Origin of the sequence: Proteus mirabilis ATCC 29906 (genome assembly GCF_000160755.1) — a bacterium.
Taxonomy (GTDB): domain Bacteria; phylum Pseudomonadota; class Gammaproteobacteria; order Enterobacterales; family Enterobacteriaceae; genus Proteus; species Proteus mirabilis.
This window is the reverse complement of record NZ_GG668578.1, coordinates 1-14622: the sequence shown is the minus strand read 5'-3', so window position 1 is coordinate 14622 and position 14622 is coordinate 1. Positions and strand designations below refer to the sequence as shown.

Annotated in this window: 15 protein-coding genes and 1 other annotated feature; of the genes, 10 read left to right on the top strand and 5 right to left on the bottom strand. The window is 38.6% G+C overall.

What is annotated here, in order from left to right; translation table 11 throughout:
- Nucleotides 1–39 precede the first annotated feature (39 nt).
- The 6 genes from rpsP to tyrA all read left to right on the top strand — a co-directional run bounded on the left by rpsP (nt 40) and on the right by tyrA (nt 4755).
- Nucleotides 40–288 carry a 30S ribosomal protein S16 gene (gene rpsP / locus HMPREF0693_RS08200; RefSeq protein ID WP_004244772.1) on the top strand — a complete coding sequence of 83 codons (249 nt, stop codon included), beginning with the start codon at nt 40–42 and terminating at the stop codon, nt 286–288.
- Between the two features lie 18 nt (nt 289–306).
- Nucleotides 307–852, top strand: coding sequence for a ribosome maturation factor RimM (gene rimM / locus HMPREF0693_RS08195; RefSeq protein WP_004244771.1), 546 nt, complete (start codon nt 307–309; stop codon nt 850–852).
- 39 nt (nt 853–891) lie between these two features.
- The gene (gene trmD / locus HMPREF0693_RS08190; protein ID WP_004244770.1) at nt 892–1644 is read left to right on the top strand and encodes a tRNA (guanosine(37)-N1)-methyltransferase TrmD; all 753 of its coding nucleotides are present in this window, start codon (nt 892–894) and stop codon (nt 1642–1644) included.
- 52 nt (nt 1645–1696) lie between these two features.
- The gene (gene rplS / locus HMPREF0693_RS08185) at nt 1697–2050 is read left to right on the top strand and encodes a 50S ribosomal protein L19 (RefSeq protein ID WP_004244769.1); all 354 of its coding nucleotides are present in this window, start codon (nt 1697–1699) and stop codon (nt 2048–2050) included.
- A gap of 450 nt (nt 2051–2500) precedes the next feature.
- Complete coding sequence (locus HMPREF0693_RS08180; protein ID WP_036894394.1) at nt 2501–3595, top strand: 3-deoxy-7-phosphoheptulonate synthase; 1095 nt, start codon at nt 2501–2503, stop codon at nt 3593–3595.
- Nucleotides 3596–3630: 35 nt separating this feature from the next.
- Nucleotides 3631–4755 carry a bifunctional chorismate mutase/prephenate dehydrogenase gene (tyrA, locus tag HMPREF0693_RS08175; RefSeq protein WP_004244767.1) on the top strand — a complete coding sequence of 375 codons (1125 nt, stop codon included), beginning with the start codon at nt 3631–3633 and terminating at the stop codon, nt 4753–4755.
- A gap of 104 nt (nt 4756–4859) precedes the next feature.
- Here tyrA and HMPREF0693_RS19140 read toward each other — a convergent pair whose 3' ends face one another.
- Both HMPREF0693_RS19140 and HMPREF0693_RS19135 read right to left on the bottom strand, forming a co-directional pair.
- The gene (locus tag HMPREF0693_RS19140; RefSeq protein ID WP_004244766.1) at nt 4860–5033 is read right to left on the bottom strand and encodes a hypothetical protein; all 174 of its coding nucleotides are present in this window, start codon (nt 5031–5033) and stop codon (nt 4860–4862) included.
- A gap of 29 nt (nt 5034–5062) precedes the next feature.
- Complete coding sequence (locus HMPREF0693_RS19135) at nt 5063–5218, bottom strand: hypothetical protein (RefSeq protein WP_162837600.1); 156 nt, start codon at nt 5216–5218, stop codon at nt 5063–5065.
- Between the two features lie 388 nt (nt 5219–5606).
- On the opposite strand from HMPREF0693_RS19135, the gene HMPREF0693_RS08170 reads away from it, so the two are divergent.
- The gene (locus HMPREF0693_RS08170) at nt 5607–6947 is read left to right on the top strand and encodes an anaerobic C4-dicarboxylate transporter (RefSeq protein ID WP_026090474.1); all 1341 of its coding nucleotides are present in this window, start codon (nt 5607–5609) and stop codon (nt 6945–6947) included.
- Nucleotides 6948–7040: 93 nt separating this feature from the next.
- On the opposite strand, the gene pheA is transcribed toward HMPREF0693_RS08170, so the two are convergent.
- From pheA to bamD, 3 genes are all read right to left on the bottom strand, one after another.
- Complete coding sequence (gene pheA / locus HMPREF0693_RS08165; RefSeq protein WP_004244764.1) at nt 7041–8198, bottom strand: bifunctional chorismate mutase/prephenate dehydratase; 1158 nt, start codon at nt 8196–8198, stop codon at nt 7041–7043.
- Nucleotides 8199–8233: 35 nt separating this feature from the next.
- Nucleotides 8234–8352 (bottom strand) — a sequence feature (Phe leader region).
- A gap of 155 nt (nt 8353–8507) precedes the next feature.
- The gene (raiA, locus tag HMPREF0693_RS08160; RefSeq protein WP_004244763.1) at nt 8508–8843 is read right to left on the bottom strand and encodes a ribosome-associated translation inhibitor RaiA; all 336 of its coding nucleotides are present in this window, start codon (nt 8841–8843) and stop codon (nt 8508–8510) included.
- A 269-nt stretch (nt 8844–9112) separates the two neighbouring features.
- Nucleotides 9113–9847: an outer membrane protein assembly factor BamD gene (gene bamD, locus HMPREF0693_RS08155; RefSeq protein WP_012367573.1), complete on the bottom strand. Its 735-nt coding sequence runs from the start codon at nt 9845–9847 to the stop codon at nt 9113–9115.
- Between the two features lie 130 nt (nt 9848–9977).
- On the opposite strand from bamD, the gene rluD reads away from it, so the two are divergent.
- The 3 genes from rluD (at nt 9978) to clpB (ending at nt 14409) form a co-directional block, all read left to right on the top strand.
- Nucleotides 9978–10955 (top strand): 23S rRNA pseudouridine(1911/1915/1917) synthase RluD, encoded by a 978-nt coding sequence (gene rluD, locus HMPREF0693_RS08150; protein WP_004244761.1) that lies wholly within the window; start codon nt 9978–9980, stop codon nt 10953–10955.
- Complete coding sequence (gene yfiH / locus HMPREF0693_RS08145) at nt 10956–11687, top strand: purine nucleoside phosphorylase YfiH (protein WP_004244759.1); 732 nt, start codon at nt 10956–10958, stop codon at nt 11685–11687.
- Between the two features lie 145 nt (nt 11688–11832).
- A complete protein-coding gene (gene clpB / locus HMPREF0693_RS08140; protein ID WP_004244758.1) occupies nt 11833–14409 on the top strand; it encodes an ATP-dependent chaperone ClpB in 2577 nt (858 codons plus the stop codon).
- The last annotated feature ends 213 nt before the right edge of the window (nt 14410–14622 follow it).

The window sequence follows — 14622 nt, the reverse complement described above, 5'->3', positions numbered from 1 at the left end:
CGATGGGGTCTGGTTGTTTTGTTAACTAATGAGGATGTTATGGTAACAATTCGTTTAGCTCGTGGCGGCGCAAAAAAGCGTCCGTTTTACCAAGTAGTCGTGACCGATAGCCGCAATGCGCGTGATGGTCGTTTTATTGAACGTGTAGGTTTTTATAACCCACTGGCAACCGGTAATGCAGAAGAATTACGTTTAGACGTAGACCGTGTTGAACATTGGGTTGCTCAAGGCGCAACTGTTTCAGAACGTGTTGCTGGCCTGATCAAATCAGCGAAGAAAAGCGCTTAATCTGTCGCGGTGGTAACAATGAGCGAACAAAAAACCTTTAAAGAGCCTGTAGAACCTATTGTTATGGGTAAGTTGGGCTCACCTTACGGGATCCGTGGTTGGCTCAGAGTTTTTTCTTCCACCGAACATGCCGAAAACATTTTTGAATATCAACCGTGGTTTATTCAACGACATGGTCAATGGGAATCCATTGAGATAGAAACTTGGAAACACCACAATCAAGATATTATCGTCAAGCTAAAAGGTATTGACGACAGAGATGCTGCAAATATTTTGACTAATTTTGAAATTGTCGTAAGTGCTACACAACTTCCTGATCTAGACGGTGAGTATTACTGGAAAGATCTGATGGGTTGTCAGGTAGAAACTGACAAGGGCTACGATTTAGGTGTCGTTAACGACATGATGGAAACGGGCTCAAATGATGTCATGGTAATCAAAGCAAATCTGAAAGATGCATTCGGTGTCAGGGAGCGGTTAGTTCCGTTTCTTGATGGGCAGGTTATCAAGAAAGTCGATCTCTCAGCGAAAAAAATTATCGTTGATTGGGATCCTGGTTTTTAGATTCTCCGGTTAACGGTTCTCAACAGTGGGACAGTGCAAATGTGGATTGGGGTAATTAGCCTATTTCCTGAAATGTTCCGCGCTATAACCGAGTACGGGGTGACTGGTCGGGCAGTGAAGCATGGTCTGCTGAATGTGGAATGTTGGGATCCCCGAGATTTCACTTATGACAGACATCATACAGTAGATGATCGCCCTTATGGCGGTGGTCCCGGTATGTTGATGATGGTACAACCGTTAAGGGAAGCTATTCATCAAGCAAAAGCTGCGGCAGGTGATGGTGCAAAGGTGATTTATTTATCACCTCAAGGGCGCAAACTCGATCAACAAGGTGTTTGCGAATTGGCCACAAATGAGAAATTAATTCTGGTTTGCGGTCGATACGAAGGAATAGATGAGCGTGTCATTCAGACCGAAATCGATGAAGAGTGGTCTGTTGGTGATTACGTATTAAGTGGTGGGGAACTCCCTGCCATGATAATGATAGATGCAGTAGCACGTTTTGTTCCCGGTGTTCTTGGACATGCGGCTTCGGCGAAAGAAGACTCTTTTGCAGAAGGATTACTGGATCATCCTCACTATACTCGTCCAGAGGTGTTAGATGGTATGGCGGTTCCGGCAGTGTTACTGTCTGGTAATCACGCTCATATTAATCGCTGGCGTATGAAACAATCGCTGGGCCGGACCTGGCTAAGAAGACCTGAGCTTCTGGAAAGCCTAGCTCTGACTGACGAGCAAAGAGTGCTGTTAGCAGAATTCCAGCAGGAACATTTGCAAAGAACAGCAGAGTAAGTCTGACACAAAGTGTCATTAATATCAGTTTACCTAGGGTAAGAGAGTTATTATGAGCAATATTATTAAACAAATCGAACAAGAACAAATGAAGCAAGATGTACCTTCATTTCGTCCAGGCGATAATGTAGAAGTTAAGGTATGGGTCGTTGAAGGTTCTAAAAAACGTCTGCAGGCATTCGAGGGCGTGGTTATCGCTATTCGTAACCGCGGTCTGCACTCTGCATTTACTGTTCGTAAAATTTCTAATGGCGAAGGTGTTGAGCGTGTATTCCAAACTCACTCCCCAGTCGTAGATAGCATCACAGTTAAACGTCGTGGTGCGGTTCGTAAAGCTAAACTGTACTACCTGCGTGAGCGTTCAGGTAAGGCTGCACGTATTAAAGAGCGTCTTAACGCTAAATAATACGCTTTCGCACATCCGAAAGTTATGGTTAAAAGGCCAGCATCAGCTGGCCTTTTTTTGACTATAACCTGCTCTATTTCCTCTAATGTCTTCTATCTTTTTATAAGCACTCGACAATAACTCACCTCCTTGCCTATTTTTCTCATCATTAAATAACATCTCTTATAAAGTCGTTTCATCTGCTAGGTGAAGGCCAATTTCTTGCGTGTGTAAAATTAAAATTACAGTCTGCTATTTTTATTTTATCTTAGTCACATTTTTTGTGTTATTTTGATATTTACAATTTATTGATTTATAAAAATAAATCTAACAATATCTCTATTATGTAAACATATAATTACGATTATACCTTTTTTATTGAAAATATGGATTGATTTCTTTACATTGCATGTTATCTTATCGTTTAGACACACAAAAATCACAATGACAGACATAAAAAAGGTAACGATTATGATCATGCAAAAAGACGCACTCAATAATGTCAACATCAGCGAAGAGCTGGTGTTAATTACGCCGGAAGAGTTAAAACAAAAATACCCGTTGAGTCGTAATGATCTGCATGCCATTACTCAATCACGTCAAACTATTTCTGAAATTGTTCAACGTCGTGATCCGCGTTTATTAGTGGTATGTGGCCCTTGTTCTATTCATGATGTCGATGTTGCGTTAGATTACGCAAAACGTCTAAAAGTCTTAGCGTCTGAGTTAAGTGATAGTCTGTATATTGTGATGCGTGTCTATTTTGAAAAACCTCGTACAACAGTTGGTTGGAAAGGTTTAATTAGTGATCCGTTTATGGATGGTAGCTTTGAGATGGAAAAAGGCTTACATATTGCCCGTAAACTATTAACAGAGTTGGTTCAGTTAGGTTTACCTTTAGCTACGGAAGCCTTAGATCCTAACAATCCTCAATACTTAGGTGATTTATTTAGTTGGTCAGCTATTGGGGCAAGAACGACCGAGTCTCAAACCCATCGTGAAATGGCATCAGGTTTATCAATGCCTGTCGGTTTTAAAAATGGTACAGATGGTAATTTAGATACGGCTATTAATGCGATGAAAGCGGCTTCTATGCCACATCGTTTTATGGGCATTAATCAATCAGGACAAGTCTGTTTATTACAAACACAAGGCAATCCTGATGGACATGTTATTTTGCGTGGGGGTAAGAAACCTAATTACCATGAAGAAGATGTCGCGTTATGTGAAGCTCATATGATAAAAGCGGGATTAACACCATCATTGATGATTGATTGCAGTCATGGTAATTCAAATAAAGATTTTCGTCGTCAATCTGTCGTGGTTGATTCAGTGATTGAGCAAATTAAAAAAGGCAATCAATCAATAACAGGAATTATGTTAGAAAGCCATATTAATGAAGGCAATCAGTCATCAGAGCAGCCCCGTAGTGAGATGAAGTACGGTGTTTCTGTTACTGATGCATGTATTAGCTGGGAAACCACTGAATCGGTGTTAAGAAATCTGCATCAGCAAATTTTGCCAGTTTTAGCACAGCGTGCAGCGCAACTAAGAAAAGTTAGCTAACCCAATAACACTTTAATAAGAAGAGGCAAGCATAGATGGCTGAAGAATTACAAAATTTGCGAGAGCAAATTGATCAGGTGGATAAAACATTGCTTTCTTTACTCGCCAAAAGAATGCAATTGGTAGCAGAAGTGGGAGAAGTTAAAAATCGCCACGGGTTACCTATCTATGCACCAGATAGAGAAGCCGCAATGCTTGCTTCTCGACGTAATGAAGCAGAAAAAATGGGTATTTCTGCTGATTTAATTGAAGATGTTTTACGTCGAGTAATGAGAGAGTCATATAGCAAAGAAAATGATAAAGGCTTTAAAACACTTAATCCCCAATTAGGCAAAATTGTCATTGTGGGGGGGAACGGAAAAATGGGGAGACTTTTTTCTCGTCTCTTTACACTTTCTGGCTATCAAGTGGAAAGTCTTGAAGCGGATGAGTGGCAAAGTAAATCTCCGGCTATTTTTGCGGATGCTGGTATGGTGATAATCAGTGTCCCAATCCATTTAACGGTTGATGTTATTGAGCAATTACCGCCCTTGCCAGAAAATTGTTTATTGGTAGATTTAGCCTCAATCAAGCAAGCGCCTTTAGAGGCGATGTTAAAAGCACATAATGGCCCTGTTTTAGGACTACATCCAATGTTTGGTCCAGATGTGCCAAGTTTAGCAAAACAAGTTATCGCTTATTGTGAAGGGCGAGATTTATCACATTTTGAGTGGTTGCTTGAGCAACTTATGGTGTGGGGAGCAAGAATAGAGGCTATTACTGCACAAGAGCACGATAAAAATATGAGTTTTATCCAAGCATTGCGACATTTTACTACTTTTGCATATGGGCAACATTTGGTGAAAGAGAATGTCGATTTAGCCAGTTTATTAAGATTATCTTCTCCCATCTATCGTTTAGAGCTAGCGATGATTGGTAGGCTCTTTGCTCAAGATCCACAATTATATGCCGATATTATTTTATCTTCACAAGAAAACATTAACTTGATCCGTAGATATCATCATTCATTAGGTGAAGCTATAGCCTTATTAGATATAAACACAAAAGATGAATTTATTGGCTCATTTAATAATGTAAGTGATTGGTTCGGTGATTATGCTTCACAATTTATGAAAGAGAGTGGTGCGTTATTACAAAAAGCCAATGATAGCCGGATTTAGTATAAATATACATAAACGCTATACCTAATACTTATAGTAAGAAAAACGAATGACAGGTTATGTTATTCGTTTTTTATTTTATATGTTATATCTTGCGATAAATATTACCACTCATCATCACAAGGGGGCCAAACACAGCGAGTAGATTGTTGGGTATTGCTATTATGTTGACAATACTGATTAACAGTGCTGGTATCTTTGATTTTATTATCCCAAGTATAAGCGCTAGCATAAAAAGCGAATAAACTTGATAGTATAAAAATAATTAATTTCTTCATTTTCTTCTCCTAACGTTGATAGTTATAACTTAATAATCTTTCGGAACGGGGCATGGGCTTACGGTACAGCGAGTTGAACTTATATGGTGATCTAATGAATAGGAGTAATAGCCTTTTCCTTTATGAGCACTATCAACGAAATTCAAATAGCTCAAACCTAGCAGTAACATGATAATTGTATGCATATCTATTCCTTACTTATTCAATATTCACAATGAATAAAACCAATATACATTTAGAAAAAATGAATGAAATTTCTATTTTTAGTAATCACCTAATAATGACAACATTATATTATTTTTAATTTATTTGTTATGTAATTGTTGTCTATGGGTTTAATTAGTTAATGATAAATGTTCAAGAATGTCTTTTCTTTTTAAGCTATTTGTTGGTGAGATCTTAAATTTGCATAAAATAATTAACGGATATTAAAACTATAACAACGATCAAAAAAATACCTATAACAGATGCCGTAAATTATATTGGTCGACGTTGTTTTTTTGCAAAAAGTGCTAACGATTTAATTGTATTATTTTTTATTTCTATTCCGATGCGTTTTTTAAGGGGTTAATGATGGATTTTATAATACAACTAGCCATTATATTAGTTTGTTTATTTTATGGAGCAAGGAAAGGGGGAATTGCATTAGGTCTATTAGGCGGAGTGGGGCTGGTTATTTTAGTCTTTATTTTTAATTTACCTCCGGGTAAACCGCCTGTCGATGTGATGTTAGTGATTATTGCTGTCGTCTCTGCATCTGCAACGTTACAAGCATCGGGTGGTTTAGATGTTATGTTGCAAATAGCTGAAAAATTATTAAGAAAAAATCCGAAGTATATTTCTATTGTTGCACCTCTCGTTACCTGTACCCTGACTATATTATGTGGTACTGGACATGTGGTTTATACCATTTTGCCTATTATCTATGATGTATCGATTAAAAATAATATTCGTCCAGAAAGACCGATGGCAGCCAGTACCATTGGTTCACAAATGGGAATTATCGCAAGTCCTGTATCTGTTGCGGTCGTCACCTTAGTGGCAATGTTAGGTAATGTCACTTTTAATGGTAAGCATCTTGAGTTTTTAGATTTATTAGCGATTACCATTCCATCAACCTTTATTGGTATTTTAGCCATTGGGATTTTTAGCTGGTTTAGAGGTAAAGAGTTAGATAAAGATCAGCGCTTCCAAGATTTTATTTCCATACCAGAGAATCATGATTACGTTTATGGTGATACTGCAACATTGTTAGATAAAAAATTACCAATGAAAAATTGGGTAGCAATGTGGATATTCTTAGGTGCGATTGCGGTTGTTGCTGTATTAGGTGCATTTTCTGAATTACGTCCCGTATTTAATAATAAACCATTATCTATGGTATTAGTTATTCAAATGTTTATGTTATTAGCGGGCGCTTCTATTATTATTATTTGTAAAACTAATCCCTCACTTATTTCTAAAAATGAAGTTTTTCGCTCCGGTATGATAGCCATTGTGGCGGTCTATGGTATTGCTTGGATGGCAGAAACCATGTTCTCTGCACATATGAAAGAAATAGAAGCTGCATTAGGACAATTAGTTCGTGAGTATCCTTGGGCTTATGCCGTTGTCTTATTACTTGTTTCTAAGTTTGTTAATTCACAAGCCGCCGCATTAGCCGCAATAGTTCCCTTGGCTTTAGGTATTGGTATTGATCCTGCCTATATTGTTGCTTCAGCACCGGCGTGTTATGGCTATTATATTCTTCCTACTTACCCCAGTGATTTAGCCGCTATCCAATTTGACCGTTCAGGAACAACACGTATAGGTCGTTTTGTTATTAATCATAGCTTTATTTTACCGGGATTAATTGGTGTTACTGTTTCTTGTATTTTTGGCTGGGTATTTGCTGCTATGTATGGTTTTTTATAATTAGCTAAATTATCCTGGGAATAGAGTCATAAAAGTAGAAAAGCCAGATAACAATAAGCTATCTGGCTTTTGGTTATAAAGTAGGGTAATAAGCTATTGTATTTCAACGGGTACAATATTTTCTGAAGGATAGCATCCTAATACTTTGAGTGAACGAGATGTTTTTGATAAGTCATGTAATGCTTTTTGCATATTGATATCCCGTAAATTAGCTTGTACATCAATATAAAACATCTCTTCCCAAGGTGTACCATTTATTGGGCGAGACTCTAATTTAGTCATAATAATGCTGTATTGTTTTAAGGTAATTAAAGCATCAACTAATGCCCCTGCTTGTTGCCCCGTTGCCATTAAAAAGGTGGTTTTTGCAGGTACTTGTTCTGATACATCAATAGGTTTACGGGCAATCACAATAAAACGAGTAACATTAATTTGTTGATTAGCTAAATTACTAGCAAGTGGTGTTAAATTATAAAGCGATCCGCCAGCTTCACTGCCAATAGCGGCTACATGGGGAGATTGTGCTAATGCAACTTTTTCCATTGCCGCAGCTGTGCTTTCACAATATTCAATTTTCCAGTGAGGGTATTGATTTAAATAGTGACTGCACTGTTGGAATGGTTGTGGATGGCTATAAATAGTGTGTAATTCTTCTAGGCTACTCTTAACTGCTGTTAATAAAGCATGGTTTATCGGAATACGAATTTCGCCAACAATCGACAACGAGGTCGTTTGTAGTAAATCATAAACATCATTAATTGCACCAGAACTGGTGTTTTCAATAGGTAGTAAACCGTAATCTGCTTGTCCTGTTTCTACCAGTGTAAAAATATCTTCAAATTTATGGCAAGTGCAATCAACAAAAGTATCAAAATGGCGGGCTGCATATTGGCGAGCGGCAATATGAGAATAAGAACCTTTAGGGCCTAAATAAGCAATTCTTGCAGATTCATTTGCAGTCGCATTAAGGTGTTGCTGTAAAATGGCTTGCTGCGTGAGCACCGAATCTTCGATGATCATTTGAAAAATACGGCTGATATAAAAGCCATCTAATCCAACGTTTTTCCCTTTTTCGATTAATAGCTCAAGCAGTTCACGCTCACGGTTTTTATCTCGAATAGGGCGGTGGGTATTTAATTTAAATTGAGCAACTTCAGTCGATAATTGGCGTCTTTGAGCTAATAGTGAAAGTAGTTCAGAATCTAGCGCAGTGATTTTATCTCTGATTGCTAATAAATCGAGTTTTTCCATGTTAGTGCCCTATACTTTTGTCTCGTACCATTTTAAATAAAAAAGCCTCCATTTTTGGAGGCTATTGTCGTTCTTACTTTTCTTTCTGAAATAAACAAAGCCTCTTTAAGAATAGAGTAAAAAGAAAAAGAAGAATGGCAAAAAAGAGTGAGTCATCATTATATGGATTGATTAACTATTTAACATATAGCTATCAAACATGATGATGGGTGAGGAGTCAAGAAAAATACAATAAAAAGCGCATCACGAGGATGCGCAGAGGCGTTTTGAGTCAGTGAATTATTCTAATTTTTAATCAAGCTTCACTACTTATATTTCATTTACGAGTAAATTTTCTTCTTTTAAGCTATTGGCCGCACGTCGAGACTCATTTTTATGCTGAACTTTATTTAATTGACGTTCCAATTTTGCCAAGAGATCATTAATTGCCGCATACATATCAACATGTTGTGCGTTTGCTACAAGTTGTCCATTCGGAGTATGAATACTTGCATCAACACTAAAACCTTTTGGATCCTTAGTGAGAATAATATGAGGGTTGATTAAATTTACCTGCCATTTGTTAAGTTTAGTTAAACGGCTTTCAATGTGTTCACGTAGTGCTGGGGTAATGTCCATTTGTTTGCTAGTGATATTTATAATCATATAGTTACCTCTTTATTACTCCATCTTGGATAGGTTCAGAATATCGTGATACACAATTTAAAACATGATCAAGATCACTTTTTGTTAGAAGTTTATATAACAAGTAATAGAAACGTGACAAATGATAAATAGCTGAAAAAGAGTGCTTGTAGAGTCGTGTTTATTCGTTCATATTAAGAGGGTTGGTCTGATGAAAAGTAAGTTTTTAGCCTTTGAATTAGCATAAAAAAACAGCAGCGCTAGGCTGCTGTTTTTGATAGTAAAAATGTTTAAGCAGGGTTGGCTGCAATCAGTGAGGCAACTTTATCTGCTTCTTGAGTTAAGCCTAGTTTTTTGTAGGCATTTTCCATATACACAAGCGCTTCACGTGTAGCTTCGGTATCTGGATAATCACGCATCATTTGTTCAACTCGATTAATAACCGCGACATAAGCCCCTCGTTTGGTATAGAATTTCGCAACAGAGAGTTCATATTTCGCTAAACGGTTTTTAAGAAAAACAAGACGCTTTGTGGCATCTGCTGTGTAGAGGCTATCAGGATAGTAGCGAACTAACTGGCTAAAGTCTTTGAAAGCCACTCTTGCATGCTGAGGATCACGGTCTGAGCGATCAATACCAAAGAATCCTTGTAATGCACTATCATCTAATGCCTGAGCGGTTAACCCACGCATATATAGAACATAGTCAATATTCGGATGGGTTGGGTTTAATCGCATAAAGCGGTCAATAGCGGAAATCGCCATTGGTAACTCAGCTGATTTATAATAAGCATAAATCAGATCAAGCTGAACTTGTTGTGAGTAAGGACCAAAAGGATAGCGATTATCGAGAGACTCCAGTTGTTTGATAGCCGCTCCATAATTGCCATCTAGCAATTTTTCTTGGCTTGTTGCATAAAGCTCAGAAGGAGACATATCAGCAGTTGCGTCTTTGTCTGAACTAGAACAGCCAGAAAGTAACAGGCTTACAGTGGCCGCTGCCACTAGGTATTTCATGCGTCTCATCACGTATTGATTATCCTCTGAATAGGTTTGGGAGTCTCTCCGTGAAGCTCCCTGAAATCGGTTATACTATAACTCATTTTAAATGAAACGGCTGTGCCGTCAAAATACTAACTTAATATAGAAACTATTTATGTCTCAACAAATACGACTTAATGCTACAGTCGCAGATTCACAGCTGGGTCAACGCTTAGATCAGGCTTTGGCCGAATTGTTCCCTGATTATTCAAGATCACGCATAAAAGAGTGGATCTTAGACAATAGAGTGCAGGTTAACGATAAAATCATCAATAAGCCAAAAGAAAAAATGCTTGGCGGTGAAAAAATTGAAGTCGATGCCTTAATCGAAGAGGATGTTCGTTGGGAGCCTCAGAATATTCCGTTAAATATCGTCTATGAAGATGATGATATTTTGGTGATTAATAAACCAAGAGATCTTGTTGTTCATCCCGGTGCAGGTAATCCTGATGGCACCGTATTAAATGCACTTCTTTATCGTTATCCAGAGATTGTTAATGTTCCCCGTGCTGGTATTGTTCATCGTTTAGATAAAGATACAACAGGTTTGATGGTTGTTGCAAAAACAGTTCCCGCTCAAACTCACTTGGTAGAAGCATTACAGCGTCGCGAAATCACCCGTGAATATGAAGCGGTTGCAACAGGAAGGATGACAGCAGGAGGGCTGGTTAATGAGCCAATTTCTCGACATCCCACCAAACGTACCCATATGGCAGTGCACCCAATGGGAAAACCTGCGGTGACGCATTATCGTGTTATGGAACATTTCCGTGCCCATACCCGCTTACGTTTGCGTCTAGAAACCGGTCGAACTCACCAAATTCGTGTCCATATGGCTCATATCCATCATCCATTAATTGGTGATCAACTGTATGGTGGTAGACCGCGTCCTTTGAAAGGGGCTAGTGAAGAATTTCGTGAGACGTTACGTCGCTTTGACCGACAAGCACTACATGCCACAATGTTACGCCTTTATCATCCTATTACCGGAATTGAAATGGAATGGCATGCACCGTTGCCTGATGATATGGTAGAACTTATTCGCGTACTAAAAGTGGACGCAGAACAGTTTAAAGATGAAATGGACTGGTAAATGACCTCATTGATTTATCCTGATTGGCCACAGCCTGACAATATTGGCGCATGTAGCACATTAAGAACTGGCGGTGTCAGTTTGCCACCTTATAACAGCCTTAATTTAGGAGCGCATGTGGGCGATGATGCGCTATTGGTAGAACAAAATAGACGTATCATTTGTCAACAAGCTCAATTACCTGAAATGCCATTATGGTTAACACAGGTTCATGGTATTGAGGTGGTCAATTTGGATAATCAAGACAATAATTCCGTTGAAGGCGATGCCCTTTACACCTCTAGTGCTAATAAGGTGTGCGCTATCATGACCGCAGATTGTTTACCTGTGCTATTTAGTACCATTGATGGAACGGAAGTTGGCGCTGCCCATGGTGGATGGCGCGGGCTTTGCCAAGGTGTATTACAACAGACACTCGCTCAATTTAAAGCCTCTAATGAGAAGATTATGGCGTGGTTAGGGCCAGCAATAGGCCCTAATGCTTTTGAAGTAGGAGCAGAAGTCCGTCTCGCTTTTGTAGAAAAAAATATTGCCTTTGATAGCGCATTTATTTCCCACAATGGCAAATACTTAGCTAATATTTATATGTTAGCGAGAATAATTCTGCAGGAAAGTGGGGTAAATCAGATTTATGGTGGGGACTTTTGTACTGTTAGCGATAAATCACGCTTTTTCTCCTATCGACGTGAACATACTACCGGACGTATGGCCTCATTAATCTGGATCAAATAGACGCTCTCCAACGTTTATTCTTCCTTATCCCAAATATAGGCAAATATTTTTGCTCAAAATTGTCATTTTGAGCTTGAATATTGTCTAAATGACCTCATCTATTCTCCAGTGATAAATTTTAAATCGAATTTTACTTGGAGGTGTTATGCGTCTGGATAAATTAACCAATAAATTCCAGCAAGCTCTCGCAGACGCCCAGTCATTGGCACTTGGGAACGATAATCAATTTATAGAACCCATACATTTACTGAGTGCGTTATTTAATCAACAAGGTGGCTCTATTCGCCCACTATTAACATCCACAGGTGTTAATGCCTCACAATTTAATGAAAGAATTAATGATGCATTATCTCGATTACCAAAAGTGGAAGGTGCTGGTGGAGAAGTTCACCCTTCAAACGATTTAATTAAACATCTTAATTTATGCGATAAGTTAGCTCAGAAAAAAGGTGATGAATTTATTTCATCAGAACTTTTTCTTTTAGCTGCCATGGAAAGCGGTGGTCAGGTTGCTGATATGCTAAAAGCCGCCGGAGCTAACAAAGCCAGTTTAGAATTAGCCATTGAAAAAATACGTGGTGGAGAAACAGTGAACGATCAAAATGCAGAAGACCAACGTCAAGCATTGAAAAAATATACTGTTGATTTAACAGAACGAGCAGAACAAGGCAAGCTTGACCCCGTTATTGGACGTGATGAAGAAATAAGAAGAACAATCCAGGTATTACAACGTCGTACTAAAAATAACCCAGTATTAATTGGTGAGCCTGGTGTAGGTAAAACCGCGATTGTTGAAGGTTTAGCTCAACGGATCGTTAATGGAGAAGTTCCTGAAGGTTTAAAAAATAAACGTGTGCTTTCACTTGATATGGGGTCTTTATTAGCAGGGGCTAAATATCGTGGTGAATTTGAAGAGCGTTTAAAAGCGGTATTAAATGATTTATCTAAACAGGAAGGTAGTGTCATTCTGTTTATTGATGAATTACATACTATGGTTGGTGCTGGTAAAGCTGATGGTGCGATGGATGCAGGAAACATGTTGAAACCTGCTTTGGCACGTGGTGAATTACACTGTGTCGGCGCCACTACATTAGATGAGTATCGTCAATACATTGAAAAAGATGCAGCTTTAGAGCGTCGTTTCCAAAAAGTTTATGTGGCGGAGCCTACGGTAGAAGATACCATCGCCATTTTGCGTGGTTTAAAAGAGCGTTATGAATTGCATCACCATGTACAAATTACGGATCCGGCGATTGTAGCAGCAGCTACTTTGTCTCATCGTTATATTTCTGATCGTATGTTGCCAGATAAAGCAATTGACTTAATCGATGAGGCTGGGGCAAGTCTACGTATGCAGATGGATTCAAAACCAGAAGCATTAGATAGACTGGATAGAAGAATTATTCAGCTAAAACTTGAACAGCAAGCACTGCAAAAAGAATCTGATGATGCAAGTAAAAAACGTTTAGCTATGTTAAATGAAGAACTTGCAGAAAAAGAGAAAGAGTATTCTAGCTTAGAAGAAGAGTGGAAAGCAGAAAAAGCAGAGCTTACTGGTACTCAGCATATAAAAGCAGAATTAGAGCAAGCGCGTATTGCACTAGAGCAGGCTCGCCGTAGTGGTGATTTGGCAAAAATGTCAGAGATCCAATATGGTCAAATTCCTACTTTAGAAAAACAACTTGCTGAAGCCAATAAAACTGAAGATAAGCATATGAAACTGTTACGTAACAAAGTAACAGATGCTGAAATCGCTGAAATCTTAGCACGTTGGACAGGTATCCCTGTGTCTAGAATGTTAGAAGGGGAGCGTGAAAAACTGTTAAGAATGGAACAGGAATTACATAGACGCGTTATCGGCCAAGATGAGGCGGTAAATGCAGTCTCTAACGCAATTCGTCGTAGCCGTGCTGGATTATCAGATCCAAATCGCCCAATTGGTTCGTTCTTATTCTTAGGGCCAACCGGGGTTGGTAAAACTGAATTGTGTAAAGCGCTCGCTGATTTCTTGTTTGATAGTGATGATGCGATGGTGCGTATCGATATGTCTGAGTTTATGGAGAAACACTCTGTTTCACGTTTAGTGGGGGCGCCTCCAGGATATGTGGGCTATGAAGAGGGGGGTTACCTAACAGAAGCTGTTCGTCGCCGTCCTTATTCTGTCATCTTATTAGATGAGGTAGAAAAAGCGCATCCTGATGTGTTTAATATTTTATTACAGGTATTAGACGATGGCCGCTTAACAGATGGACAAGGTAGAACCGTTGATTTCCGTAATACCGTAGTCATTATGACATCAAACTTAGGCTCGGATTTAATTCAAGAGCGCTTCGGTACTCTTGATTATCCGGCAATGAAAACTATTGTTATGGATGTTGTTGGTCACCACTTTAGACCTGAATTTATTAACCGTATTGATGAGGTAGTGGTATTCCATCCATTAGGTAAAGAGAATATTGCCGCTATTGCTCAAATTCAATTACGTCGTTTGTATCAGCGTTTAGAAGAGCGTGGTTATCACGTGACTATTACGGGAGCAGCATTAGAAAAACTGGGTGAAGTTGGATTCGACCCAATCTATGGTGCTCGTCCATTGAAACGTGCTATCCAACAAGAGGTTGAAAACCCATTAGCGCAAGATATCTTGTCGGGTAAATTAGTTCCGGGTAAAGAAATTATCTTGGACTTAGATGACAATCAGATCATTGCAAAACAGTCATAAAGTATCTTTATATATAGTAATGATATATAGAAGATGTCATTAAATTGAAAAAGAGGCCTGAATAGGCCTCTTTTTTATGCCTGCAGTTTTGTGTTTTTAAAGGTAAATGGACAGAACAAAGAGAAGAGTACCTATTTGATCTGTTTTTTGAGCAATAAATGTTTATAAATAGCGCTAAAATCGATACTCTGATTATTAAATATGCTGTTGAAC